The following is a 23,557-nucleotide window of genomic DNA, read 5'->3' as shown; positions in this document are numbered from 1 at the left end:
CAGACTTATACATTCATACCATCGGACCGGGTGCCCTGCTGCATGAAGCGCAGGGCAGGTTAATCTCAAGCGTTGGTCGGGCCGCCAGCGGAGAATGCCAGTGCCTGGAAATAAGCCCTCTTCCCCGTCTATTCCCCGCCCTCAAGTGCTCACAGAAAAAGCACTGGCTGCTCTGGAACGGTTTTCGCACATTGAAGCTGTCAGCGGGATTGCGCTGCTGATTGCGGCTATTGCAGCCTTGGTGTGGGCAAACAGTTCTTTTGCGCAGAGCTACGAACACCTTTGGCATACCCAGATCACTCTTGGTTTTGGTGATTTCAGCGTATCGCGATCCCTTCATTTCCTTGTGAACGATGGCCTGATGACTATCTTCTTTTTAGTCGTAGGCGCTGAGATACGTCAGGAGATCCATGATGGCGCCTTAGCCAGCTTCAAAATGGCTTTTCTCCCGATGGGGGCAGCGCTCGGAGGCGTGTTGGTGCCGGCGTTGATATACATTGCTATCAACCATGGGACAGCGGCCAGTGATGGCTGGGCTGTGCCAACTGCAACGGATATCGCATTCGCCGTCGGTGTACTTGCCTTGCTGGGTAAGTCAATTCCTGGAGGCGTGAGGGTATTATTGCTGGCGTTAGCGATCATCGATGACATCGTGGCGATTCTGATTATTGCGGTGTTCTTTACCTCTACCCTGGACTACACGGGGATCGCAATCGCCTCAGGCGGTATTTTGATGATCCTGATGTTCCAGAAAATGGGGGTTGGCAAGATGACTCCCTATCTGATACCGGGCGCGATCATGTGGTACGGATTGCTGAAAACGGGTGTGCATCCAACTTTGGCTGGTGTGATTCTCGGGCTGTTGACTCCGGTGCGTTCAATGCCAATGACAGAGCGGCCGTTGGATATGATCCAGAGAAATTTCCACGATTTGTTGGACAGGTTCTCGTCAAACGACGCTCCAGGTCAGTCAGTCGTCAAACCCTTGAAGGAACTGCTTCAAGCTCAGAGGGAAATGCTCTCCCCGGTGCAGCGGATTCAACTGACACTTCATCCATGGGTGGCATTTGGCATCATGCCGCTTTTCGCGCTTGCCAACGCGGGTGTGAGCTTCGCAGGTGCCGACCTGGCAAATGCAATGTCCCAGCAGGTATTTATAGCGGTGATACTGGCACTGGTCGTGGGCAAGCCATTGGGCGTGATTTTCGCCTCATATGTGCTAGTCAAATCCAAATTGTGTGAGCTCCCGACCGGAGTAACCTGGTCCGGCATCGTCCTCGTTGGCCTGCTCGCCGGTATTGGCTTTACGATGTCGATCTTCATTGCATCGCTGGCATTTGAAGATGCAGCCTTGCTAGCGGCCTCAAAGTTGAGCGTACTATGCGCTTCCGGTGCTGCGGCAGTATTGGGCCTGAGTTGGGGTTGGATACGGCTACCCAAACGACTGCAGCCAGAGGAAAACAGCGTATGAACTCAGGTACAGCAAGTATCAGGTGCAAGTCTATAAGCTGGACTTGAAGCAGGTCTGATCAGCATCGACTCACCGCTCGCCCGCGCGCTGATCGGCAAGGCACTGAACGCCGAAGTGCGCGCGCAGACAGCGATCGGCGCGCAGTGAGTCGCTGAACCTCAGCGGCGGGTTATCAACCCTTGTCGAGCGACGCGGGTCAGTTGCCTGATGACTTCGGCAGCGTCTTCAAGGTTGGGTGACTGGATGACCGCCAGATCGAAACTGTCGTTGGCAAAGCGAGCCAGTGATTCGCCGTCTTCTACAAACTGAATAAGGAAAGCCGCAGGCCCGCCGTTACGACGTGGCCAGCCATCGAGGTAACGCAGCAGCGTCGGCTGATGCTTGCCGCCAAGCAGGATTTTTGGATTGCGCTGGGTGAGGTGTGCCGTGATCGGCGCGGGACGTGTAACGGGGCGTAGTGCATTCATCGTGTCGTGTCTCTGCCTCAAAAGTCTGCATGGCAGGTGAGAGGCAACACCGAACCAGCGCTTTAGCGGTATTTCGAAGCTGAGTTTCTAGCTTCTATCGGCAACTCTGTGAGTCACCTGGCGCCCCGCAAGTAGCTGTTTAAATCGGCGCATAAGCAGCATCCTAGAGAAGCTGACCGAGCGGTGTCAAGAATGACGCGCAATAAAAAACGGGTGCGCAGTGAGAGGCCATGGATGCTCTGCGTCCATTGTCTTCACTGCACACCCGTCCGGGTCAGACCGGTTCGTTGGCCGCCCAGGCACTCACAGTCATCACCCGGCAATGGCCCGATCAGCCGACAGCTTGCCTGCCCCTTCAATCAACACCGCAATACTCCCGCCAAGCAAGGCCAAGGCAAACTCATAGCCATTGTTGGCCATGAACAGACCGTTACTGATGTGCACGGTGAAAATCGCCACCAGCGAAATAAACGTCAGCCCCAATGCCGCAGGGCGAACCAGCAGGCCGATAATCAAAGCCAGACCGCCAAAAAACTCGGTCCCCCCGGCCAGAGTCGCCATCAAATAGCCCGGTGCCAGCCCAAGGCTTTCCATGAACTGCGCGGTCCCCGCCAAACCGTGTCCGCCGAACGCACCAAAAAGCTTCTGCGCACCGTGTGCAGCGAAAATGACGCCGACAATAATCCGCAAAACAGTCAGGCCGTAACCTGCGCGGGTAAATAAAACCTTTTTAATCATCGAGTTCATACTGTGTCATCCGTTTGAGAGTTGTGTGTGGATGGCCGCCATTCTAATCAGCAAAACAAATGTTACAAGCGCACAATTCCCGCCATAACGATCAGATTATTCGATTATTTGCGTGAGACGACCTTGTGCCCCGGAGGCTCCAGCGACTCTCGCTCACGATCGAACGCCAGATAATACTTGTTGACGCTATTAACATAGCTGACAGGTCCCATTCCCACCTGCTCCATAGCGATACGTTCAACCTGGAAAAACCACTGATTAGGATTCAGGCCTCGCCGCCGCGCCTCGGCGCGCATACCTTGAACCCGCTCCGGCCCAATGTTGTAGGCGGCCAGCACAAAGGCCATGCGCTCGCGTTCGTTAAGCTTGGGGCTGGCGAAAAACTTGCGACGAATCATCGCAAGGTACTTGGCGCCGGCCTGCACATTCGCATCGAGATTCTGAATATTGTTGACGCCGACCCGCTGCGCCGCCGACGGCGTGATTTGCATGAGCCCCGTCGGGCCGCTGCCGCTGCGCGCATTGGGTTGCAACCGCGATTCCTTGAACGCCAGGGCTGCGAGGTTCAACCAGTCCATGCCTTGCGCATCGGCGTGTTTCTGCAGCACAGGCCGCAGACTTTCCAGCCGCTTACGATCCGCTTTTGCCAGCGGATAGTGCACTTGATACAGACGTCGATAGATGCGCAGAAACGCCACATCCTGATCCGCAGGTTTTTTGTAGCCACTCAGAAAACGATCGACGCTGGCACGCAACATCGATGCATCGCGGCGCACGAACCAGAATTCCTCACCCGGATCGCTGATCAGCACCTGCCGGTCAAAGCGCAACTTCGGCAAAACCTTGCCCCAGCGTTCGGCAATGGGTTGCTCGACAATGGTCAGGTGAAAGATCCCGCCCTGGACCATTTCCAACACATCCTCGACCGCCAGACTGGGGTCGACCCATTCGATTTTCACCGGCGGCAGTTTGTGCAGCGCAAGCTTCTGGTTGATCTGACTGACGGCATCCCCGGCAGCGCTGCCTGTCGGCAACGCCAGGGTTTTGCCGGAAAGCTGCTCCAGTCGGGTAAAGCGTCGTTCACCTTTGATTCCCACCAACAGCAACGGCACGTTACGGGCGACCGGTTCGCTCGAACTCACCGCATAACCGGGCTGCAGATCAAGCAGTTCGCCGGGCGCAACCAGATCGCCCTCCCCGCGCTGCAACGCGCCCAGCAACTGATCCTTGGCTTTGGGAATGATCTTGAGGGTGATTTTTTGGCCATCACGGGCGTGACCATTGAGGTATTGCTCGAAGGCGCGCAGGCGATGGTATTCGACACCAATGGCCTGGCCCTGAACTTCGCCGGAGCTGTTGCGGCTCTGATTGACCAGTACGCGCAGCACTCGACTGCTGCGGATTTCCGCCAGATCGCGGACCTTCGCTGCCGGCACGGCTTGCAGCGGGCCCGCCAGACGCGCGACGGCAGGCGTCGGCAGGAGTAACGAACAACATAGCAAAAGCAGAATCGAGGGACGTGTCATCCGCTCTCCGGAAAGAATACTGGGCCGATTCCGGGGATCCCCGGGAAATCGAACGACAGAAACAGAGCGCGTTAAGCGCTGGCAAGTGCGCAAGACTGGCACAGTGACAGCACCTTGACCAATCCAGTCGGCATCGCGGCAACAACAGATTGCTATAACCCTTTGTAGTTCTTGGCTTTTCTTATAAATCTACAGCTCTGGTATGCTTTGCGGCCTTCGGTCCGAGGTAGCACCATGCAACTCATCGATATTGGCGTCAACCTGACCAACCCAAGTTTTGCCCACAAACATCAGGGTGTGCTTGACCGTGCGTATGCAGCCGGCGTCTGCCAACTGGTGCTGACCGGCACCAGTGTCGAGGGTAGCGAGCAGGCGCTGGAGCTGTGCCAACAGCTGGACGAAACGGCGTTGCGATTGTTCGCCACCGCCGGCCTTCATCCGCATTCGGCCAGCGACTGGAACGCTGACAGCGCTCAGCATCTGCGTAGCTTGCTGAAGGAACCACGCGTGGTCGCCGTGGGTGAATGCGGGCTGGATTTCAATCGTGATTTCTCGCCCCGTGCGCAGCAGGAAAAAGTCCTGGAAGAACATCTGGCGATCGCGGTCGAACTGCAACTGCCGGTTTTCCTTCATGAACGCGACGCCAGTCAGCGCTTGCTGGAAATCCTGCGCGACTACCGCGACCAGCTACCTGCCGCCGTGGTGCATTGCTTCACCGGCGAAAAAAAGGCGCTGTTCAGCTACCTCGATCTGGACTTGCACATCGGCATCACCGGCTGGATCTGCGACGAACGCCGTGGCACTCATCTGCATCCATTAATGAAGGAAATCAAACGCGGGCGCTTGATGCTGGAAAGTGATGCACCTTATCTGCTGCCGCGCAGCTTGCGGCCCAAGCCGAAGAATGGTCGTAACGAACCGGCGTATCTGACTGAAGTGTTGCGGGAAGTGGCAATGCAGCGCGGGGAAAGCGAGGAAGACCTGGCGGCGCACACAACTGCGTGCGCCCGGGCTTTTTACGGCTTGCCAGTGATCGACTGAGCACGGCGGCCGCTTATTGCTGCAGGAGCGAGCAAGCTCCCACAAGCTTAGTGGTTGCTGCGCATCATGTCCTTCGGCACGTATTTGCCGATTTCGAATTTGCCGATCGCCGCGCGGTGCACTTCGTCCGGGCCATCGGCCAGACGCAGCGTCCGTTGCATCGCGTACATATAGGCCAGCGGGAAATCGTTGGACACCCCGGCCCCGCCATGAATCTGGATCGCTCGATCGATCACCCGCAGAGCCACATTCGGTGCGACCACCTTGATCTGCGCGATCTCACTCCTGGCGATCTTGTTGCCGACGGTGTCCATCATATAGGCCGCTTTCAGGGTCAGCAGCCGGGCCATGTCGATCTCCATCCGCGAATCGGCAATCTTGTCGATGTTGCCACCAAGGCGCGCCAACGGTTTGCCGAACGCGGTGCGGTTGACCGAACGTTTGCACATTAATTCCAGGGCCCGTTCTGCCATGCCGATCGAACGCATGCAGTGGTGAATCCGGCCCGGCCCGAGGCGACCCTGAGCAATTTCGAAGCCGCGCCCTTCACCCAACAGGACGTTTTCGTACGGCACGCGGACATTTTCGAACAGCACTTCAGCATGACCGTGAGGCGCATCGTCGTAACCGAAAACCGGTAGCGGGCGGACAATTTTCACACCCGGAGCATCCACCGGCACCAGGATCATCGAGTGCTGGGCGTGACGTGGCGCATCGGGATTGCTCAGGCCCATGAAGATCAGAATCTTGCAGCGCGGATCGCACGCGCCCGACGTCCACCACTTTTTACCGTTGATCACCCACTGATCGCCTTCACGTACGGCGCGTGCGGCCATGTTGGTAGCGTCCGATGACGCCACATCCGGTTCAGTCATGGCAAATGCCGACCGAATTTCGCCACGCAGCAGCGGCTCGAGCCAGCGTCGTTTCTGTTCTTCGTTGGCGTATCGCACCAGTACTTCCATGTTGCCGGTGTCCGGTGCCGAGCAATTGAATGGCTCCGGCCCGAGTAATGAACGCCCCATGATTTCCGCGAGTGGTGCGTATTCCAGGTTGGTCAGGCCGGCGCCCAGTTCGGACTCAGGCAGAAACAAATTCCACAGTCCTTCAGCCTTGGCCTTGAGTTTGAGCTCCTCCATGATTGCCGTCGGCTGCCAGCGATCACCCTCGGCAACCTGGCGCTCGAACACGGCTTCAGCAGGATAAACGTAGGTGTCCATGAACGCGGTCACGCGCTCACGCAGTTCTCGCACCTTGGGCGAATAAGCGAAATCCATGGGCAGCTCTACCTTTCAAAATGAGGTTTCAGTGGAGTTGTTCAGATCATGCAATCGATGCTAGAACAGCTACGAAAATTTACCTAGCCTATTCTCGGCGTGTATTAACATTCATCACCGATATATGATCGGCGACTTGAGACCCAACAATAAGAGTGCCGCGCAATGAATCTGAGTAAGGTCGATCTAAACCTTTTCATCGTCTTCGACGCGATCTACACCGAGGCCAACCTGACCCGCGCCGGGCAGATTGTCGGCATCACTCAACCAGCGGTCTCCAACGCTCTGGCTCGCCTGCGCGAGACGTTCAACGATCCATTGTTTGTGCGCACGGCCCAGGGCATGGTGCCGACACCGATGGCGCAGAACATTATCGGCCCGGTGCGTAACGCCCTGTCGCTGCTGCGTGTGTCGGTGCAGGAAAGCCGCATTTTCAACCCGCTGCAGGCAGTCAAGACGTATCGGATCAGCATGACCGACCTCACCGAAGCGGTGATCCTCCCGCCGTTGTTCCAGCGTCTGCGCCGACTGGCGCCAACGGTGATCATCGAAAGTTTTCTGTCCAAGCGCCGCGAAACCACCAAGGAACTGGCGGCCGGTCGTCTCGACTTCGCGGTGGATGCACCGCTCAACACCGACCCACAAGTGCGCCACGTCAAGTTGATGGAAGACCGCTACGTGTGCGCCCTGCGCAAGGGCCATCCGCTGGCCGGCAAGGACAAGTTGACCCTCGATGATTACCTGGCAATGACCCACATTCATATTTCCAGTCGGCGCAGCGGTCTGGGTCACGTCGACCTGGCGTTGGGCAAAATGGGCATTCAGCGCAAGATTGCCCTGCGCTCCCAGCATTACCTGATGGCCTCACAGGTGTTGCAGCAGACCGACATGGTCATGACCGTGCCGGAGCGCTTTGCCCGACGCAACGATCTGCACGCCTTCAGCCTGCCGGTGAATGACGTACCGCCAGTGGAAACCCACCTTTACTGGCACGAAAGCACCGACCAGGACCCGGCCAACCGCTGGATGCGCGAGCAGATGATCGAGCTGTGCCAGCAAGTGACGGCGCATGAGAAGAAGCTCGACAAGGTGTAAGAACACTGCTAGTTCATTCAATATTTGCCACATGAGCCAACGTAATGGATGAAAAACTTAAAACCCTCTACGTGTTTCCCGACACAAATGTACTGGTGCAATGCAAGCAGCTAGGAGAGCTGGATTGGAACGCTTTAGGGAAGTTCAGCGAAATCGTCCTGATTCTGGCCCGGCCCGTCATTGGGGAGATTGACCATCAAAAGGGCGGTGTTGGCCGGTTAGCCAAACGAGCTCGAACCGCCAATGGCCTCCTCCGTCGGCTCTTGGATGAAGACACTATAAAAATACCTACGAAGACGAGGGGCATCGAGGTCACTCTCCGCTCAGGAGACGATCTCCGCGCTTCGGCCGACCTGGTTGATCAGCTTGACTACAGTACAGCGGACGACAAGCTAGTTGGGACAGTGCACAAATATCTCCTCGATAATCCTAATCATCAGGTTCTATTTCTGTCCCACGATACAGGGCCGCTAATGACGGCCAAGCGCCTTAGAGTTCCGTTCCAGCGTGTTCCTGACTCTTGGCTACTTTCGTTAGAAACTGATGATGAACAAAAGCAAATCAAGTTTCTTCAGGAGGAGCTTAAGCGGAGTGAGAGACGAGAACCCGAATGCCAGATCGAGTTCTTAGCGGCTCCTTGGATTCTCAAAATCCCCCGTTATCGCGCACTGACTGAACGTCAAATAGATGCACTGGTTCAGAGGCTCAAACACAGACATCCGTGCGAAACGGAGTTCGAGACTGAGGCGCCGCCCCGAAGCCCGTATGAGATTGCAGCCGTGCAACTGAAACGATTCGTGCCAGTCAGTGCTGAGCAAATCCGCGCTTACGAGGATAGCTATCAACACTGGGTGGAGGCGGTATCGACATTTTTCCGGACTTTTAACGAAAAATTCGGAGTGCTTTCGGCATTGCCTACGATTGAAATTGCGCTAATTAATGTAGGGACAAGTCCGGCTCGAAACGTTGAGGTTCGAGTTGAGGTATGTGGTGGACGCTTTAGTATCTTTGCGCCCTCAACAAAAATGGAAAAGATCATCGAAACGCCCCTCTCTCTTCCTCCTGTGCCTCTTGTACCTAAAGCCCAATGGAAAGAACAGTTCGCATTTGGCGCTGCCTTGCTACCTCACTCATTCAATATTTCTCCTACGAACCACGACTTGCTACGTCCCTTATCTGCGCCGGACCCGAACAAATTTTACTGGAAGGATGGTCGACCGACGGAGCCGGTACAAAAGGTGTCGAGGGAATGTGCTGAGTGGCGACATCACGACGATAAGGAGCTTGTCCGGTTGCGACTGGCCCCGAGTCAATCCGCTGAGCTACTCAATGACGCAATCAAGGTCACCATACGCGCTTCTAATCTCAGTCAGCCTGTTCAATCCATCCAAGCTATTCGATTCGAGTATGAAGAGCTTGACCTCCTCGCTGAGGCTGAAGAACTTGTCAGTGCTTACTAGTCATCTGAGGCTAGCCCATATGAACTTCGCACAAGAAAACTCTTAGCATAGTGCCCTCTGACAACTCCAACACGGCGGGGGCAGGATCGTAGATTTATTTCCGCAACGACGCTATCCGACATGGGTGAAAGTAGACATGCTGGCAAACCATGCCGGCAAAGTAACTCAGGGTCTCTTTCCAGACTCTTGAAATCAAGTCGTCACCAGGTCAATAGTCGGCCGACGGTACTGAGACCACAGGTCGCTCGCTTGCGCAAATTTTATGTTGAAAGTGTCTCGTATAAAAAATCAATGTGCTTAAGCGAGCCTGCGCGCGAATGAGGCCAGTGGCAACACCACAGACCGCGCCGCTTGACGTAAGCGTCAACCTGCCATTAGCTTAGCGCCATGACCCTTGCGAGCGCTTCCATGAGCAGCCAGACCTACAGCATTTCCGACCTCGCCCGCGAGCTCGACATCACCACCCGGGCGATTCGTTTTTATGAAGAGCAAGGCCTGTTGAGTCCGGAGCGACGTGGCCAGGAACGTATTTATTCGCCCCGCGACAAAGTCAGCCTCAAGCTGATCTTGCGTGGCAAGCGCATCGGTTTTTCGCTGGCCGAATGCCGTGAATTGATTGAGCTCTACGACCCCACCGGCGGCAATCAGAAGCAATTGCAAACCATGCTGATGAAGATCGCCGAACGTCGCGAACAGTTGGAGCAACAGATGCTCGACATCGAACAGATGAAGCTGGAGCTTGATACGGCGCAGGAGCGCTGTACTCAGGCGCTGGAGCAGACGATCAAGAGTCAGCAACTCGTGTAGGAGCGCAGCTTCTACAGGTTTTGTGAACATTCAAGCAATTTCAACAGGTCTATTGCCATGTCCCTTCCCTCCCACGTGCGCCTGGTCGAAGTCGGCCCCCGCGACGGTCTGCAAAACGAAGCTCAACCGATCAGCGTGATACACAAAGTACAACTGGTCGATGCGCTGACGGCCGCTGGCCTGAGCTATATAGAAGTCGGCAGTTTCGTGTCGCCCAAATGGGTGCCGCAAATGGCCGGATCCGCTGACGTCTTCGCGCAGATCCAGCGCAAAACCGGCGTTACCTATGCCGCCCTCGCGCCAAACCTTCGAGGTTTCGAAGACGCACTTGCCGCTGGGGTCAAGGAAGTCGCGGTGTTTGCCGCAGCCTCCGAGGCGTTCTCCCAGCGCAACATCAATTGCTCGATCAACGAGAGTCTGCAGCGCTTCGAGCCAATCATGGACGCCGCCCGGGAACACGGTGTAAAGGTGCGTGGTTACGTGTCCTGCGTGCTGGGCTGCCCCTACGAAGGCGACGTCAAACCCGGGCAAGTCGCGCAGGTCGCCCAGGAGCTTTATGCAATGGGCTGCCATGAGGTCTCTCTGGGCGACACCATCGGCACCGGCACCGCGGGCGCCACCCGCACGATGTTCGATGCGGTATCGGCCGCTGTACCTCGGGAAAAACTTGCGGGTCATTTTCACGACACCTACGGCCAGGCGATGGCCAATATCTATGCGAGCCTGCTTGAGGGCATCTCGGTGTTCGACAGTTCCATCGCCGGACTCGGCGGCTGCCCGTACGCCAAAGGCGCCAGCGGTAACGTCGCGACCGAGGACGTGGTTTATCTGTTGAATGGCCTGGGCATCGATACTGGAATCGACCTGGACGCCCTGATTCTGGCGGGTCAGCAGATATGCACGGTTCTGGGCCGGCCAACCGGCTCGCGAGTGGCCAAGGTCCGGAGCGCCCAGTGAGCGTGCTGTGACCCGGTGTTACCGGCCAGGCTGAAATGGGGCCGCATGCGAGTAACACGGAAACAACTTGTCGGATTGTGCCAGGTAAAAAACCCTCGAAGAATTTCAAGTCATTGAATTTATTAGATTTTATAAAGTTGGCACGGCTTCTGCTATCTCTATGGCATAACAAGAATAAAAAGCAGCAAACCAATAAAAATAAGACGAAACGACTCTGACATAACAAGAACAACACGGCAGAGACGCAGCTAACAGATTTTTTTGGAGAGGATGTGCTTTTCAGGGTGCTTTTCGGAGTTGCCCGCAACCGGACAGAGAACAATAAAACTACCTTCAGGTAGCTCCAGTACTGGTTGGATCGCTCAGCGAAAAAGTAGATCAGCGCTCAAAAAAATACGTTTGCTCTTGATCCCGGATGGGGATCGAAAAAAACAGCGGTAAAGGGTCACGGTTTCCAAAAACAACAACAGACCGCCCCTTAATAATAAAAAAAGAGCACGCAACGACAAATTAAAGGGGAGCCTCGGCTCCCCTTTGTGCTTTCTGAATTTCAGGATTTCATCATCTCTGTGGGCAAGCTCTGCTCCTACAAAATCCATTGAGGTTAACGTTAACGTAAAGGGTGATTGACAGCGATTCGCCGCACGCTTACGTTAACGTAAAGGTGAAAGCTGCATCATGTTTCCCCTACCCTACAAAAAAGCCAAAAGGTGCCCCATGAGCTACCCATCCCTGAACTTCGCCCTCGGTGAAACCATCGACATGCTGCGCGATCAGGTTCAGTCCTTCGTCGCCAAAGAGATCGCCCCGCGCGCTGCTCAAATCGACATTGACAACCTGTTCCCCGTGGACCTGTGGCGCAAATTCGGCGACATGGGTCTGCTCGGCGTCACCGTGCCGGAAGAGTACGGCGGCGCAGGGCTGGGCTACCTGGCGCATGTGGTGGCAATGGAAGAAATCAGCCGGGGCTCGGCCTCGGTCGCGCTGTCCTACGGCGCGCATTCCAACCTCTGCGTGAATCAGATCAACCGCAACGGCAATCACGAACAGAAAATAAAATACCTGCCCAAGCTGATCAGCGGCGAGCACGTCGGCGCGCTGGCGATGAGCGAGCCTAACGCCGGCTCCGACGTGGTTTCGATGAAGCTGCGCGCCGACAAGCGCGGCGACCGCTACGTGCTCAACGGCAGCAAAACCTGGATCACCAACGGTCCGGACGCCAGCACCTACGTGATCTACGCCAAGACTGATCTGGAAAAGGGGCCGCACGGCATCACCGCGTTCATCGTCGAGCGCGACTGGAAAGGCTTCAGCCGTAGCAACAAGTTCGACAAGCTCGGGATGCGCGGTTCGAACACCTGTGAGCTGTTTTTCGACGACGTTGAGGTGCCGGAAGAGAACATTCTCGGCGTGCTCAACGGCGGCGTGAAAGTGCTGATGAGCGGCCTCGATTACGAACGAGTCGTGCTTTCCGGTGGCCCGACCGGGATCATGCAAGCGTGCATGGATCTGATTGTGCCGTACATTCACGACCGCAAGCAGTTCGGCCAAAGCATCGGCGAGTTCCAGCTGATCCAGGGCAAGGTCGCCGACATGTACACGCAACTCAATGCCAGCCGTGCCTACCTGTATGCGGTTGCCCAAGCCTGCGAACGCGGCGAAACCACCCGCAAGGACGCCGCCGGGGTGATTCTCTACAGCGCCGAGCGCGCCACACAAATGGCCCTCGACGCGATTCAGATTCTCGGTGGCAACGGCTACATCAACGAATTCCCGGCAGGTCGTCTGCTGCGTGACGCCAAGCTGTACGAGATCGGGGCCGGCACCAGTGAGATTCGTCGCATGCTGATCGGTCGCGAATTGTTTAACGAAACGAAATAAATTTCGTTAGCGGCAAGCTGCAAGAGAACAACGCTCTCACTGCTGACTTGTGGCTTGAAGCTTGAAGCTGCTACGGAGTAGCCCCATGATTCTGCATACCCAGCTCAACCCGCGTTCAGCGGAGTTCGCCGCCAACCGTGCGGCGATGCTAGAACAAGTTGACGCGCTGCACACCCTGCTCGCCCAGGTGCAACACGGCGGCGGCGCCAAAGCGCAAGAACGGCATACGTCACGGGGCAAACTGCTGCCGCGCGAACGCATCAATCGTTTGCTTGACCCGGGATCACCCTTTCTCGAAATCTGCCAGCTCGCCGCTTACCAGGTGTATGGCGAAGACGTTCCGGCGGCTGGTGTAATCGCCGGGATCGGCCGAGTCGAAGGCGTCGAGTGCATGATCGTCGCCAACGATGCCACGGTGAAAGGCGGATCGTACTACCCGCTGACCGTGAAAAAACACCTGCGTGCCCAAACCATTGCCCAGCAGAACCGCCTGCCGTGCATTTATCTGGTGGATTCCGGTGGCGCCAACCTGCCGCGTCAGGATGAAGTGTTCCCGGACCGTGAACACTTCGGGCGGATCTTCTTCAATCAGGCCAACATGAGCGCGATGGGCATTGCGCAGATCGCGGTCGTCATGGGCTCTTGCACTGCAGGTGGCGCTTACGTTCCTGCCATGGCAGACGAGGCGATCATGGTGCGTCAGCAGGCGACTATTTTCCTCGCCGGCCCGCCATTGGTGAAAGCGGCAACCGGTGAAGTGGTCAGCGCCGAAGACCTGGGCGGTGCCGATGTGCATTGCAAGATTTCCGGAGTCGCCGATCACTACGCCGAAAGCGATGAACATGCCTTGGCCATCGCCCGGCGGAGCATCGCCAACCTCAACTGGCGCAAGCTCGGCGAGCTGCAGCAACGCGCGCCGATAGCCCCGCTTTACGCCAGCGACGAGTTGTACGGCGTGGTCAGCGCCGACGCCAAACAACCGTTCGACGTGCGCGAAGTGATCGCACGGCTGGTGGACGGCTCGGTGTTCGATGAATTCAAGGCACTGTTCGGGACTACGCTGGTGTGCGGCTTTTCCCACCTGCACGGGTATCCGATCGCCATTCTTGCCAACAACGGCATCCTCTTCGCCGAAGCGGCGCAAAAAGGCGCGCACTTCATCGAACTGGCCTGTCAACGCGGCATTCCTCTGCTCTTCCTGCAGAACATCACCGGCTTCATGGTGGGCCAGAAATACGAAGCCGGCGGTATCGCCAAGCACGGCGCAAAACTGGTGACCGCCGTGGCGTGCGCCAAGGTACCAAAATTCACCGTGATCATTGGCGGCAGTTTTGGAGCCGGCAACTACGGCATGTGCGGTCGGGCTTACGATCCGCGTTTTCTGTGGATGTGGCCGAACGCGCGCATCGGCGTCATGGGGGCGGAACAGGCCGCGGGCGTACTGGTGCAAGTCAAGCGCGAGCAGGCTGAGCGCAGTGGTCAGGGTTTCAGTGCCGAACAGGAAGCCGGGATCAAACAACCGATTCTCGATCAGTACGAAGAGCAGGGCCACCCCTACTACTCCAGCGCGCGGCTGTGGGATGACGGTGTCATCGACCCGGCCCAGACCCGCGACGTGTTGGCGCTGGCCCTGTCGGCATCGCTGAACGCGCCAATCGAACCGAGCCGCTTCGGCGTGTTCCGGATGTGATCATTTTTGCAGGAACGAGCTTTCTCGCTCCTGCAAGTGCCGTGGAGAACGGAAAAATGAGCGACTTCAACACCATCGAATTGCTGACTGACCCGCGGGGCTTTGCGACCCTGTGGCTCAGCCGTGAAGAAAAGAACAACGCCTTCAACGCCGAGATGATTCGCGAACTGATCCTCGCGCTGGACAAGGTTTCCAGCGATGCCAGCCTGCGTTTTTTACTGGTGCGTGGACGCGGCAAGCATTTCAGCGCCGGCGCCGACCTGGCCTGGATGCAACAATCGGCCGAACTCGATTACCACACCAACCTGGATGATGCGCGGGAGTTGGCGGAGTTGATGTACAACCTCGCCAAACTGAAAATCCCGACCCTGGCGGTGGTGCAAGGTGCAGCATTCGGCGGAGCTCTGGGTTTGATCAGTTGCTGCGACATGGCGATTGGCGCCGACGACGCGCAGTTCTGCCTGTCGGAAGTGCGAATCGGCCTCGCCCCTGCAGTGATCAGCCCGTTCGTGGTGCAAGCCATCGGCGAACGTGCGGCCCGCCGTTACGCTCTGACTGCCGAGCGATTTGGCGGTCAGCGCGCGCGGGAAATCGGCCTGTTATCGCAGAGCTATAGCGCGACTGAACTGGCGCAAAGCGTCGAGCAATGGATCGACAACCTGTTGCTCAACAGCCCGGCCGCGATGCGCGCCAGCAAGGAATTGTTGCGCGAAGTCGGCAATGGCGCACTGACCCCGGCGTTACGCCGCTATACCGAAAACGCCATCGCCCGCATTCGGGTGAGCCCCGAAGGTCAGGAAGGTCTGCGGGCCTTTCTGCAAAAACGTCCACCTGACTGGCATGCTGCAACCAAGGAGCCGCGTTGATGAGCGCACCTGTCATTACCACTTTGCTGGTGGCCAACCGGGGCGAAATTGCTTGCCGGGTGATGCGTACTGCCAAGGCACTGGGCCTGACCACTGTGGCCGTGCACAGCGCGACCGACCGTGATGCCCGGCACAGCCGTGAAGCGGATATCCGCGTTGACCTCGGCGGGAGCAAAGCCGCCGACAGCTATCTGCAAATCGACAAACTGATCGCCGCTGCCAAGGCCAGCGGTGCGCAGGCCATTCATCCAGGTTACGGATTTCTTTCTGAGAACGCCGGGTTCGCCCGCGCCATCGACGCCGCCGGGTTGATCTTCCTCGGCCCGCCCGCCTCGGCCATCGACGCCATGGGCAGCAAATCCGCTGCCAAAACCTTGATGGAAAGCGCCGGCGTGCCGCTGGTGCCGGGTTACCACGGCGACGCCCAGGACCTCGACACGTTCCGCGACGCCTGTGAACGCATCGGTTACCCGGTGCTGCTCAAGGCCACTGCCGGGGGCGGCGGCAAAGGTATGAAAGTCGTCGAGGAAGTCAGCCAACTGGCCGAAGCCCTCGCCTCGGCTCAGCGCGAAGCACAATCTTCGTTTGGCGATTCGCGCATGCTGGTGGAGAAATACCTGCTGAAGCCGCGCCACGTGGAAATCCAGATTTTCGCCGACCGGCACGGCAACTGTCTGTACCTGAACGAGCGCGATTGCTCGATCCAGCGGCGTCACCAGAAAGTGGTCGAAGAAGCCCCTGCTCCCGGGTTGAGCCCGGAACTTCGTCGAGCCATGGGTGAAGCCGCCGTGCGTTCCGCGCAAGCCATTGGTTACGTCGGCGCCGGTACCGTGGAATTTTTGCTGGATGCGCGCGGCGAGTTCTTCTTCATGGAGATGAACACGCGTCTGCAAGTCGAACATCCAGTCACCGAAGCGATCACCGGACTTGACCTGGTGGCCTGGCAAATTCGTGTGGCGCGGGGTGAAGCGTTGCCAATGACTCAGGATCAGGTTGCGCTGATCGGCCATGCCATCGAGGTGCGCTTGTATGCCGAAGATCCGGGCAATGATTTTCTGCCTGCGACCGGACGTCTCGAGTTGTATCGCGAGTCCGCGCCAGGCCCGGGCCGTCGGGTTGACAGTGGTGTTGAAGAAGGCGACGAGATTTCACCGTTCTATGACCCCATGCTCGGCAAGCTGATTGCCTGGGGCGAGGATCGTGAGCAGGCGCGCCTGCGTTTGCTGAGCATGCTCGATGAGTTTGCGATTGGCGGACTCAAAACCAACATCAATTTTCTGCGGCGGATCATCGGCCATCCGGCATTCGCGGCGGCGGAGCTCGATACCGGGTTCATCCCGCGGTATCACGAGCAATTGCTGCCGACGCCCGCGTCCCTCAGTGACGAATTCTGGCAAGCCGCCGCGCAGGCATTTGCGCAAAGCCAACCGGGCAATCCCCGTGTTGACGATCCGGCTTCGCCCTGGGCGAACAGCAACGGCTTTCGTGCAGGGTTGCCGAACGAGATTACCCTGCATCTTATCTGTGAGGGTCAGGACCGCGCGCTGACGCTGGGCGATACAGGTTCGGCGCATTTTAATGGTGAGCATCTGGCCATCGAGCAGAACGGTCTGCGGCGCCAACATCGGGCCATTCTTCGCGATGGCATCGTTTATCTGCAGTGGGAAGGTGAGCTGCGCCGCATCGAACCCTACGACCCTGTCAGCGCCGTGGAAGCCAGTCACAGCCATCAGGGCGGGCTGATCGCACCGATGAATGGCAGCATCGTAAGGGTGCTGGTTGAGGCCGGGCAAACGGTTGAAGCCGGTGCGCAACTGGTGGTGCTGGAAGCCATGAAGATGGAGCACAGCATTCGTGCGCCGCGCGCCGGAGTCGTCAAGGCGCTGTATTGCCAGGAAGGCGAGATGGTCAGCGAAGGCTGCGCGCTGGTCGAACTGGAAGAAGTGTAAAACTGAAGACCGGTCCTGCATTCGCGCAGGACCTGTCTGCCTAGAATCGGGCCGTCGCCTGGACCACCACGCCGATAATCCGGCACGTGTCGGTGAACAACGCTTTCGGATAGGTGGGATTGAGCGGAACCAGATAACGCTGCCCGCCCTCTTCGATCAGCTTGCGGAAAGTGGCTTCACGGCTGTCCGGCCATTGCGCGATCACCAGTTTGCCCGGCACCGGGACGATGTCGGGATCCACCAGAATCATCATGCCTTCCGCGATGCTGATGCCGCTCGGGGCTGTCATTGCATCGCCCGTCACCCTCAACCAGAACGCTGCGCCCTGAGCGTGGTAATCCGTCAATTCAAATTGCGGTTTGCCATAGACGGGCCGTTCGCTGTCGCGCACTTGCACGGTCTCTCGCCAGTCGCTGACCGGGTAACGAAAGTACGGGTTGTACTTCTGCACCAGATCCTGACTTTCATCCGCGGCAGGGTCTGGTTCCCTGATAACCAGTGCCACTTCGAGAAACTCCATGCCGAGCGCGCGAAGCACACGATTCATATCATCGATGCCGGGCTCGCGACGTTTATTCAGCCAGTGGCCGATGCCGCCCTGGGACATCCCGAGGCGATCGGCGAGTACTTCCTGAGTGATTTTCAACTCACTCATCTTGGCTTTGACCAGCTCTATCCATTTATCCATGGGCGGCACGATACGTGGACGACTCCCGGCCTCAAAACACACATTGTAGTAGTTAAATGCTCGTAACAAATACAGGCTGTACTAAGATTGGATCACGGATATCAATCTTTCAAGGAGTTGGAGCATGACCATGACAATCCCCAGCAACGACGTACCCGATGTGCAAATCGACACTTCGCTGACTTCTGCAAAAGGTTCCGCTGCTGCGCAACGCGCGCTGGACTATTACTTGAAACCGGCTGTTTCAGAAGAGGTGGTCGAGGACCGGTTTTTCGACGTGAACCGCAACATCAGCAGCGAGGAAGCGCTGGTGCATGCAACCGATCTGCTGCGCTGTGCCGCGGCCATCGCCTATGAATCCGCCAGCCATCTGCAGGGCGTGAACCGGGATCTGGCTTTTTCCACGGTGCACATGATCGACATGGCGAAGGCGATGGTCGATCGTTCTTTGCAAGGGAACAGGGAAATCTGAAAGGAGATTCTGCAGGGCGCCGAAACGCAATTTCCTATGACGGCAATAAAATCATTTGACTTGCAAACGAGAATGATTATTATTGCATGCAACTGATCGCGAGATCGGTCGATTGTTCAGCTGACCTTAGGTCGGTCTTCTGAACCATCTCCTCATCAGGCTAATCACGGTTTTTGACCCGGCTTTTGCCGGGTCTTTTTTTGCCAGTTATTCTGGCTCTACCTTCAGGCTAACGAAGTCTTTGGGTGCTGCAAATTCAATGGCGCGGATGATAACAAAAGAATATTCGCTGGCAAGACAGGCCCGTTATCATTGGCCCAAACTAACCAGAAATAGCACTTGAGAATCAATCGCACAGTCTCTAAGCTGCGCCGGCGTCGAGGAGGACGCCCCCCATTTACCGCGTATTTTCTCCCGGTTTTTACCTTCCCAGCGTGTAAAGTAGCAGCCATAAAAATCATATTCAGGACCCGATTATGACCGTGGCTAAATCCTCGTTCGGCATCAGCGCCAACTTTGACAGTGGCAACATCGAAGTACTGGACATCAGCAATCCGCTCCAGGCGTTGCTCGCCATCCGGCCTGACACTCGGAGCAAGCATTTCCAGTGGTTTCATTTCAAGGCCAGCGGTCTGCATGTGGGTCAGGAGCATTGGTTTCGTCTGAATAATGCCAGTCAGTCTTCCTACAATAAAGCATGGGACGGTTACCAGGCCGTCGCGTCTTACGATCACGTCAACTGGTTCCGGGTGCCGACCATATTCGAAGGCGACTGCCTGCGTTTCAGCCTCGAAGCCACCGCCACTCACGCCTGGTTTGCCTACTTCGAACCCTACAGCCGCGGTCGCCACGACTGGCTCATCGAGCAGGCGCTGACCAAGGCCGGCGCCGAGCTGCTGGCCAACGGCAAGAGCGCCGAAGGTCGCGATATTCAGCTGCTGCGCAAGGGGAGCGGCGCGCAAGGCCAGCGCAAAGTCTGGATGATTGCGCAGCAACACCCGGGCGAGCACATGGCGCAGTGGTTCATGGAAGGCGTGATCGAACGCCTGGAAAAGCACGATGATCCGGTCATGCAAAAACTGCTCACCAGCGCCGACCTGTACCTGGTGCCGAACATGAACCCGGACGGCGCCTTCCACGGTCACCTGCGCACCAACGCAATGGGCCAGGACCTGAACCGCGCATGGCAGAGCGCCAGCCAGGAAATGAGCCCGGAAGTGCTCTTCGTTCAGCAGCAGATGGAGAAGTACGGTGTCGACCTGTTCCTCGACATTCACGGCGATGAAGAAATCCCCTACGTTTTCACGGCCGGTTGCGAAGGCAATCCGGGCTATACGCCGCGTCTGGAAAAACTCGAAGAGCATTTCCGCAGCCATCTGAAGCACCTGACCAAAGACTTCCAGACCAAATACGGCTACACCCGTGACCTGCCCGGCAGAGCCAACATGACTCTGGCCTGCAACAGCGTCGGCGAGAAATTCGACTGCCTGTCACTGACCCTGGAAATGCCCTTCAAAGACAACAACGACAAACCCGATCCACTGACGGGTTGGTCCGGCAAGCGTTCGAAGCAGTTGGGCAAGGATGTGTTGACGACCGTGGCGGACATGGTTGATAGCTTGCGCTAAGCGAGCATCAAACGATTGCAGGCTGCGCCAGCTTCCACGCGTGGCCAGGCCTGCAAACAATGTTGACGATTATTCAGCCGCGATCCGCACGCAATCCTCCGGCCTCAGCAATCGCCCATCTTCGGCGCGTAACTCCAACGGTCGTATGGGCTGCCCCTGAGCGCGGTCGACCACCCGCGAATGCGCTTCCCCTTCTTTAAAGAAAAATACCTCGCCCCACTGCCGCAGACCGATGATCAGCGGAAATAACCCTTTGCCCTTCTCCGTCAGCACGTATTCCTGATACGCGCTGCCATCCGACGCCGGCACCAGATCGAAAATCCCGTGAGTCACCAACGTGCGCAAACGTGCGGAAAGGATGTTTTTCGCCATGCCCAAACTGCGCTGAAACTCACCGAATCGGCAAACCCCGTCAAACGCATCGCGCACGATCAATAACGACCACCAGTCGCCAATGGCATCCAGTGAGCGTGCAACCGGGCACTCGGCATTTTCCATACTCGTACGTTTAGCCACGCAGACGCCCTCCAACACAAACATGGTTGCAATATAAAACCAGTTTGCTTACCGTACAACCGGTTTTATTTAGAAACCACTTTGGACCCATGCATGAAAGCCAGCCACCCAGCCCTCAGCACGAGCGTCGTGCTGCTATTCGCCGTCGCCTGCGGATTAGCCGTCGGCAACGTCTATTACGCACAACCCCTGCTCGATGCCATTGCCGGCACGTTTGGTATGGATCCGGCCACCATCGGCATTGTCGTGACGCTGACGCAGGTGGGATACGGCGTCGGCCTTTTGCTGCTGGTACCGCTCGGCGATCTGCTGAACCGGCGACGCTTGATCGTCACGCAAACGCTACTGTCGGCGCTGGCACTATTAATGATCGCGCTCGCTTGCGACAGTATCTGGCTGTTGATCGGCATGACGCTGACCGGCTTGCTGGCCGTCGTGACGCAAGTGTTGGTGGCCTACGCCGCAACGCTGGCGATCCCGACCGAGCGCGGGCGGGTGGTGGGCGTGGTCACCAGCGGCATCGTTGTCGGCATTCTGTTGGCGCGCACGGTGGCCGGTGGCATGGCCGATCTGGCGGGTTGGCGTTCGGTTTATCTGCTGTCGGCAGGTTTGACGCTGGTGATGGCGCTGTTGCTGTTTCGTGTGCTACCCAAAAATGAAGACCCGCAGCCCGCGCAATCCTACGCATTGCTGCTTGGTTCGGTATTCGCGCTTTTCAGAGAGGAATCGGTCCTGCGACAGCGAGCCATTCTGGCGCTGTTGACCTTCGCCAGTGCAATGGTGCTGTGGACGCCCATGGTATTGCCGCTCAGCGCCCCGCCGCTGTCGCTTTCCCACACACAAATCGGATTATTCGGCCTGGCCGGTGCCGCCGGTGCATTGGGCGCTGCCCGGGCCGGGCATCTGGCGGATCGCGGTTGGGGGCAATGGACGAGCGGCTTGTCACTGCTGCTAATGCTGCTTTCATGGCTGCCGATTGCGCTGACTCAATCCTCGCTGTGGGCCCTGTTGCTCGGCGTTATCACCCTCGATCTTGGACTTCAAGCTATCCACGTCACCAGCCAGAGCATGATCTACAGCGTGCGACCCGAAGCACAAAGTCGTCTGACCGCAGGCTACATGCTGTTCTACTCGATCGGCAGTGCACTGGGCTCGATCAGTTCGACTGCGATGTATGCGTGGGCCGGGTGGATTGGCGTGTGCCTTTTAGGAGCAGGGATCAATGCACTGGCGTTGCTTTATTGGTGGCGAACGCTGGCTCCCCGAACCCAACCCGTGGAAGCGGCTTCGCATTGAGCGGTAACAGCTGGCGAAGCCCGCGTCGCAGCCGAACGCAGGCTACGCCAGCTGTTACCGGGGATCTGTGGAATCAGCCGCGATCCCTGCCTCGCAACATGCTGTCCAGCACATCATCGCGGCGCACCCAGCCGTGGAACAACGCCGCCGCCAGATGCAGCAGCACCGTCAGAAACAACAGATAAGCCAGATACCCGTGCGCCTTGCGCAGGAACGCAAACACTTGCGCATTCGCCGGCACAATCGACGGCAACTGCAGCGAACTGCTGAGCATCACCGGGTCGCCTGCTGCCGAGATCATCGCCCAGCCGAGCAGCGGCAGAATGAACATCAGCGAATACAGCAACAGATGCGAAGCCCTGGCTGCCAGCGCTTGCCAGTTCGGCAAATCAGCAGGCAGCTGCGGTTGGCGGGTGGAAAAGCGTACGACGAGCCGCACGATCACTAACAACAGAATGGCGATGCCCAGCGGTTTGTGCAGATGAATCAGCCACTCATGACGCTCGGACACCGAAGCGACCATGCCCGCGCCGATAAACAACATGGCGATGATCATTAACGCCATCAGCCAGTGCAACAGTCGCGCCAAGGGCGCGAAATGATTCGGTTGGGCGCTCATTGTCGAGCCTCCTGTTTAGCGGCAGGCAACTGGCTGACTTCGCTGGTGCGACGCAGATAGGAACTCGCGTAACCGGCAGAACGGGCGGCCAGCAATGGATCGTCCGACCCTTCGATTCCGGATGGCAACACCAGCGGGTCGTAGTTAATGTCGCGGCACTCGCCGTCCAGTTGCGGCTGGGTGCGTTCAATAACCAGTGTCCCGGCATTCAGCACTTTACGGTCCTGTGGCCAGGTTTTGCTGGCGTCGTTCACCGGATCACCGGGATTGGCCAATGTGAGGTTCAACTGCCAACGCAACGGGCCTGCGCTCATTCGCTGCACAAGATCCTTCTCGAGGAAATCAGCGCCTTGCGGCACTGTGTCACCGACCGCATCGCGCGCCACCGGCACCATGCTCCAACGCACCGCTTGCTTTTGCCCCGCCGCATTGACCAGGTAAAACGCGTTAACGCTGTTGTAGGTCTCCGTCACATAACTGGCCGACGGCTTGGCCGTTTTGATCCAGGCCAGAAACGGCGCGGCTTCCGGGTGCGCTGCAAAGAAAGCAGGCACTGCTGCCGGGTTTGGTTTTCCCGTGGCTGGATCCGGCGACTGGGCTTGCTGCAGTTGATAGAACGCCTCGGGCGTGCCCACCGGGAACACCGGCATGCTGTTCATCCCGGTGCGCCATTGCTGACCATCGGCCTGAGTAAAGCGCAACGCCAGACTGCGGATCGGCACGCTGCTGTCCGGTGCATACGGATTACCGGCCGGCAGTGCGAAACGCCCCACCACCGGCGTGCGCGCTTCATTGAACACCTGAGCCATGGAGTAGCTGCGGGCCTCGCCGCTGCTCTCGAAATGGCCGATCACGCACACACCTTTGGAATGGTTGCGCCGAAAACCGGGGTGCAGCCCGTTGTTGGTTTCCAGCACATTGATCAGTTTCTTCGGGGTGAGACGCTGTGGGTCCAAGGTGCCGTTGACGTAGGCAAAAGCCCCGGCCACGGCGGCGACGATCAACGCAATGGCCGCCAGGCGCACGGCCAGGCTCGCAGCACTCAGCGGCGGCCGGGCGGGCGGTGATGAGCGATTTACCATGAAAGACTCCAGGGCCATCGGC

Annotated in this window: 21 protein-coding genes and 1 pseudogene; 14 read left to right on the top strand and 8 right to left on the bottom strand. The window is 57.7% G+C overall.

From position 1 onward, the window contains the following. The first annotated feature begins 94 nt into the window (after nt 1-94). Entirely contained in the window at nt 95-1,471 is a 1,377-nt protein-coding gene (nhaA, locus tag ACYZT1_RS09480) for a Na+/H+ antiporter NhaA (RefSeq protein WP_462018696.1), read from the top strand. A 42-nt stretch (nt 1,472-1,513) separates the two neighbouring features. After that, nucleotides 1,514-1,618, top strand: a pseudogene (locus ACYZT1_RS09475) (GreA/GreB family elongation factor); the annotation flags it as partial. An 11-nt stretch (nt 1,619-1,629) separates the two neighbouring features. Here the strand turns inward: ACYZT1_RS09475 and ACYZT1_RS09470 are convergent. From ACYZT1_RS09470 to ACYZT1_RS09460, 3 genes are all read right to left on the bottom strand, one after another. Continuing rightward, entirely contained in the window at nt 1,630-1,938 is a 309-nt protein-coding gene (locus ACYZT1_RS09470; RefSeq protein WP_462018695.1) for a class I SAM-dependent methyltransferase, read from the bottom strand. A gap of 312 nt (nt 1,939-2,250) precedes the next feature. Continuing rightward, nucleotides 2,251-2,685 carry a DoxX family protein gene (locus tag ACYZT1_RS09465; protein ID WP_462018694.1) on the bottom strand — a complete coding sequence of 145 codons (435 nt, stop codon included), beginning with the start codon at nt 2,683-2,685 and terminating at the stop codon, nt 2,251-2,253. Between the two features lie 104 nt (nt 2,686-2,789). Continuing rightward, complete coding sequence (locus tag ACYZT1_RS09460) at nt 2,790-4,211, bottom strand: MltF family protein (protein WP_462018693.1); 1,422 nt, start codon at nt 4,209-4,211, stop codon at nt 2,790-2,792. Nucleotides 4,212-4,445: 234 nt separating this feature from the next. Here ACYZT1_RS09460 and ACYZT1_RS09455 point away from each other — a divergent pair, with 234 nt between their 5' ends. Continuing rightward, nucleotides 4,446-5,252 carry a TatD family hydrolase gene (locus ACYZT1_RS09455; protein ID WP_462018692.1) on the top strand — a complete coding sequence of 269 codons (807 nt, stop codon included), beginning with the start codon at nt 4,446-4,448 and terminating at the stop codon, nt 5,250-5,252. A gap of 47 nt (nt 5,253-5,299) precedes the next feature. On the opposite strand, the gene ACYZT1_RS09450 is transcribed toward ACYZT1_RS09455, so the two are convergent. Next, complete coding sequence (locus tag ACYZT1_RS09450; protein ID WP_462018691.1) at nt 5,300-6,529, bottom strand: acyl-CoA dehydrogenase; 1,230 nt, start codon at nt 6,527-6,529, stop codon at nt 5,300-5,302. A 165-nt stretch (nt 6,530-6,694) separates the two neighbouring features. Between ACYZT1_RS09450 and ACYZT1_RS09445 the strand changes: the two genes are divergently transcribed. From ACYZT1_RS09445 to ACYZT1_RS09410, 8 genes are all read left to right on the top strand, one after another. Continuing rightward, a complete protein-coding gene (locus tag ACYZT1_RS09445) occupies nt 6,695-7,624 on the top strand; it encodes a LysR family transcriptional regulator (RefSeq protein WP_462018690.1) in 930 nt (309 codons plus the stop codon). A gap of 44 nt (nt 7,625-7,668) precedes the next feature. Continuing rightward, the gene (locus ACYZT1_RS09440; protein WP_462018689.1) at nt 7,669-9,084 is read left to right on the top strand and encodes a PIN domain-containing protein; all 1,416 of its coding nucleotides are present in this window, start codon (nt 7,669-7,671) and stop codon (nt 9,082-9,084) included. Nucleotides 9,085-9,492: 408 nt separating this feature from the next. After that, a complete protein-coding gene (locus tag ACYZT1_RS09435) occupies nt 9,493-9,891 on the top strand; it encodes a MerR family transcriptional regulator (protein WP_462018688.1) in 399 nt (132 codons plus the stop codon). Between the two features lie 57 nt (nt 9,892-9,948). After that, nucleotides 9,949-10,848, top strand: a complete 900-nt coding sequence (locus ACYZT1_RS09430; protein ID WP_462018687.1) for a hydroxymethylglutaryl-CoA lyase — start codon at nt 9,949-9,951, stop codon at nt 10,846-10,848. Between the two features lie 717 nt (nt 10,849-11,565). Continuing rightward, nucleotides 11,566-12,729 (top strand): isovaleryl-CoA dehydrogenase, encoded by a 1,164-nt coding sequence (locus tag ACYZT1_RS09425; protein WP_462018686.1) that lies wholly within the window; start codon nt 11,566-11,568, stop codon nt 12,727-12,729. A gap of 85 nt (nt 12,730-12,814) precedes the next feature. Next, nucleotides 12,815-14,419 carry a carboxyl transferase domain-containing protein gene (locus tag ACYZT1_RS09420; RefSeq protein ID WP_462018685.1) on the top strand — a complete coding sequence of 535 codons (1,605 nt, stop codon included), beginning with the start codon at nt 12,815-12,817 and terminating at the stop codon, nt 14,417-14,419. Between the two features lie 56 nt (nt 14,420-14,475). Next, on the top strand, nt 14,476-15,285 hold the full coding sequence (locus tag ACYZT1_RS09415) for a gamma-carboxygeranoyl-CoA hydratase (RefSeq protein ID WP_462018684.1): 810 nt from the start codon (nt 14,476-14,478) through the stop codon (nt 15,283-15,285). Next, the gene (locus ACYZT1_RS09410) at nt 15,285-17,234 is read left to right on the top strand and encodes an acetyl/propionyl/methylcrotonyl-CoA carboxylase subunit alpha (protein ID WP_462018683.1); all 1,950 of its coding nucleotides are present in this window, start codon (nt 15,285-15,287) and stop codon (nt 17,232-17,234) included. The genes ACYZT1_RS09415 and ACYZT1_RS09410 overlap by 1 nt, the downstream gene beginning before the upstream one ends. A gap of 40 nt (nt 17,235-17,274) precedes the next feature. On the opposite strand, the gene ACYZT1_RS09405 is transcribed toward ACYZT1_RS09410, so the two are convergent. Then, on the bottom strand, nt 17,275-17,922 hold the full coding sequence (locus ACYZT1_RS09405; RefSeq protein WP_462018682.1) for a LexA family protein: 648 nt from the start codon (nt 17,920-17,922) through the stop codon (nt 17,275-17,277). 130 nt (nt 17,923-18,052) lie between these two features. Here ACYZT1_RS09405 and ACYZT1_RS09400 point away from each other — a divergent pair, with 130 nt between their 5' ends. Further along, on the top strand, nt 18,053-18,394 hold the full coding sequence (locus ACYZT1_RS09400) for a DUF6124 family protein (protein ID WP_462019215.1): 342 nt from the start codon (nt 18,053-18,055) through the stop codon (nt 18,392-18,394). Nucleotides 18,395-18,870: 476 nt separating this feature from the next. Next, nucleotides 18,871-20,022, top strand: a complete 1,152-nt coding sequence (locus tag ACYZT1_RS09395; protein WP_462018681.1) for a M14 family metallopeptidase — start codon at nt 18,871-18,873, stop codon at nt 20,020-20,022. 69 nt (nt 20,023-20,091) lie between these two features. Here the strand turns inward: ACYZT1_RS09395 and ACYZT1_RS09390 are convergent, their stop codons facing one another. Further along, complete coding sequence (locus ACYZT1_RS09390) at nt 20,092-20,538, bottom strand: winged helix-turn-helix transcriptional regulator (RefSeq protein ID WP_462018680.1); 447 nt, start codon at nt 20,536-20,538, stop codon at nt 20,092-20,094. A 93-nt stretch (nt 20,539-20,631) separates the two neighbouring features. Here ACYZT1_RS09390 and ACYZT1_RS09385 point away from each other — a divergent pair, with 93 nt between their 5' ends. Further along, nucleotides 20,632-21,834 (top strand): MFS transporter, encoded by a 1,203-nt coding sequence (locus tag ACYZT1_RS09385; protein WP_462018679.1) that lies wholly within the window; start codon nt 20,632-20,634, stop codon nt 21,832-21,834. A gap of 73 nt (nt 21,835-21,907) precedes the next feature. On the opposite strand, the gene ACYZT1_RS09380 is transcribed toward ACYZT1_RS09385, so the two are convergent. Further along, nucleotides 21,908-22,453 (bottom strand): cytochrome b, encoded by a 546-nt coding sequence (locus tag ACYZT1_RS09380; protein WP_462018678.1) that lies wholly within the window; start codon nt 22,451-22,453, stop codon nt 21,908-21,910. Beyond that, a complete protein-coding gene (locus tag ACYZT1_RS09375) occupies nt 22,450-23,535 on the bottom strand; it encodes a catalase family peroxidase (RefSeq protein ID WP_462018677.1) in 1,086 nt (361 codons plus the stop codon). The genes ACYZT1_RS09380 and ACYZT1_RS09375 overlap by 4 nt, the downstream gene beginning before the upstream one ends. Between the last annotated feature and the right edge of the window lie 22 nt (nt 23,536-23,557).

This window comes from Pseudomonas sp. PB3P13, from assembly GCF_054897735.1.
This window is presented reverse-complemented; position numbering and strand designations above follow the sequence as displayed.

Bases quoted from the DNA above. Each gene is read 5' to 3' on its own strand.
- ACYZT1_RS09420 (WP_462018685.1), top strand. From the start codon at position 12,815: ATGATTCTGCATACCCAGCTCAACCCGCGTTCAGCGGAGTTCGCCGCC.
- ACYZT1_RS09385 (WP_462018679.1), top strand. From the start codon at position 20,632: ATGAAAGCCAGCCACCCAGCCCTCAGCACGAGCGTCGTGCTGCTATTC.
- ACYZT1_RS09395 (WP_462018681.1), top strand. From the start codon at position 18,871: ATGACCGTGGCTAAATCCTCGTTCGGCATCAGCGCCAACTTTGACAGT.
- nhaA (WP_462018696.1), top strand. From the start codon at position 95: ATGCCAGTGCCTGGAAATAAGCCCTCTTCCCCGTCTATTCCCCGCCCT.
- ACYZT1_RS09425 (WP_462018686.1), top strand. From the start codon at position 11,566: ATGAGCTACCCATCCCTGAACTTCGCCCTCGGTGAAACCATCGACATG.
- ACYZT1_RS09455 (WP_462018692.1), top strand. From the start codon at position 4,446: ATGCAACTCATCGATATTGGCGTCAACCTGACCAACCCAAGTTTTGCC.
- ACYZT1_RS09460 (WP_462018693.1), bottom strand. From the start codon at position 4,211: ATGACACGTCCCTCGATTCTGCTTTTGCTATGTTGTTCGTTACTCCTG.
- ACYZT1_RS09470 (WP_462018695.1), bottom strand. From the start codon at position 1,938: ATGAATGCACTACGCCCCGTTACACGTCCCGCGCCGATCACGGCACAC.
- ACYZT1_RS09415 (WP_462018684.1), top strand. From the start codon at position 14,476: ATGAGCGACTTCAACACCATCGAATTGCTGACTGACCCGCGGGGCTTT.
- ACYZT1_RS09410 (WP_462018683.1), top strand. From the start codon at position 15,285: ATGAGCGCACCTGTCATTACCACTTTGCTGGTGGCCAACCGGGGCGAA.
- ACYZT1_RS09465 (WP_462018694.1), bottom strand. From the start codon at position 2,685: ATGAACTCGATGATTAAAAAGGTTTTATTTACCCGCGCAGGTTACGGC.
- ACYZT1_RS09405 (WP_462018682.1), bottom strand. From the start codon at position 17,922: ATGGATAAATGGATAGAGCTGGTCAAAGCCAAGATGAGTGAGTTGAAA.
- ACYZT1_RS09400 (WP_462019215.1), top strand. From the start codon at position 18,053: ATGACAATCCCCAGCAACGACGTACCCGATGTGCAAATCGACACTTCG.
- ACYZT1_RS09440 (WP_462018689.1), top strand. From the start codon at position 7,669: ATGGATGAAAAACTTAAAACCCTCTACGTGTTTCCCGACACAAATGTA.
- ACYZT1_RS09375 (WP_462018677.1), bottom strand. From the start codon at position 23,535: ATGGTAAATCGCTCATCACCGCCCGCCCGGCCGCCGCTGAGTGCTGCG.
- ACYZT1_RS09380 (WP_462018678.1), bottom strand. From the start codon at position 22,453: ATGAGCGCCCAACCGAATCATTTCGCGCCCTTGGCGCGACTGTTGCAC.
- ACYZT1_RS09445 (WP_462018690.1), top strand. From the start codon at position 6,695: ATGAATCTGAGTAAGGTCGATCTAAACCTTTTCATCGTCTTCGACGCG.
- ACYZT1_RS09435 (WP_462018688.1), top strand. From the start codon at position 9,493: ATGAGCAGCCAGACCTACAGCATTTCCGACCTCGCCCGCGAGCTCGAC.
- ACYZT1_RS09430 (WP_462018687.1), top strand. From the start codon at position 9,949: ATGTCCCTTCCCTCCCACGTGCGCCTGGTCGAAGTCGGCCCCCGCGAC.
- ACYZT1_RS09450 (WP_462018691.1), bottom strand. From the start codon at position 6,529: ATGGATTTCGCTTATTCGCCCAAGGTGCGAGAACTGCGTGAGCGCGTG.